Genomic DNA, 1,115 nt, shown 5'->3' on the forward strand with positions numbered 1-1,115 from the left:
GCACCGTCGATCAGCACGATGCGCTTCTCAATCAGTCCGACATACTCCTGCGCCTCACGGCTAAAGCTGGAGGTGGTGATAAAGACCCCCTTGCGGGCCTTGTGCAGATCCAGCGCCCCCGCGAAGGACTGGATCTCGGGACGCCCCACGGTTTTGTCGGTGTAGCGCTTTGCCTGCAGGTAGATGGAGTCGAGCCCAACCGGTCTTCCTTGATGATGCCATCGATGCCGCCATCGCTTTGGTAACGGGTGGTGCGGGCGGCATCCTGCTGGCTGCCGCCATAGCCCATGGCCACCATCAGATCGACCACCAGCTGTTCAAAGAAACGAGGGGAAAGGCCCAAGATCTCGGCAAGCAGGTCATCGGCAAGGGAGCGATTGATGGCAGATAGTGCCTGCTCAATCTGCTCTTGAGGGGTGCTGGCCTGCTCTGGTGTTGGCGTGTCTGTCGGGATCGCCATGGCTTGTTGCGTATTGCCTGCGCTCTCACTGGAGGCCAGGGTAAACGCCACGAACTCGTTGAATTGGGCCAGATAGCGGTTGTCGATAGTATGTCCCGAGACTAGCGCCGCCTTACCCCGTTCGGTGATAAGGCAAATGCCCCGCTTGGGTTGCTCGATGAGTCCTGCCTTGACCAGATAGGTCTTGGCCCAGCCAACCCGGCTGCGCAGCGTGGTTTGGCGACCACTGGGCAAGGTGTCAGCCAACTGCTCCGGAGTAAAGGCGTAGTGCTGGCAAACCCGCTCGAATACCTCACGTAGAGAGCGGGCGACACCATCGGCCAATACCTTGAGCACGGCAGGCATCATGGCTTCATAGCTGGGCAGGGTTTCTTTCATCGGGCAACCAGATCGAGATAAAACAGGGGCTTATCTTGTCACAGCGACCTGCTTGGGGCCAGTTGGTATCGAAGTCACTGGGAGCAACCTCAAAAAAAAACAGCGTCACCAAAAAAAGGGAAGGCCATGAATTGGCCTTCCCCAAGACCCACCCACTTATCACGGACGAGTAGGTTTAAAAATGTTACCACAAGCGGATGTGTGGTCACGCCTTGCGGTCAGGATTGGCGTCCATGCTCGCCGCAGGGTAAATACAGATATAGACATAGCCATGGCT

1 pseudogene is annotated in these 1,115 nt (G+C 57.3%); it reads right to left on the bottom strand.

The features are described from left to right. Positions 1-838 (bottom strand): annotated as a pseudogene (locus AACR93_RS05435) (restriction endonuclease); the annotation flags it as partial. Positions 839-1,115: the final 277 nt, after the last annotated feature.

The sequence above is a fragment of the Aeromonas sp. L_1B5_3 genome, from assembly GCF_963866575.1.
Lineage (GTDB): Bacteria > Pseudomonadota > Gammaproteobacteria > Enterobacterales > Aeromonadaceae > Aeromonas > Aeromonas jandaei.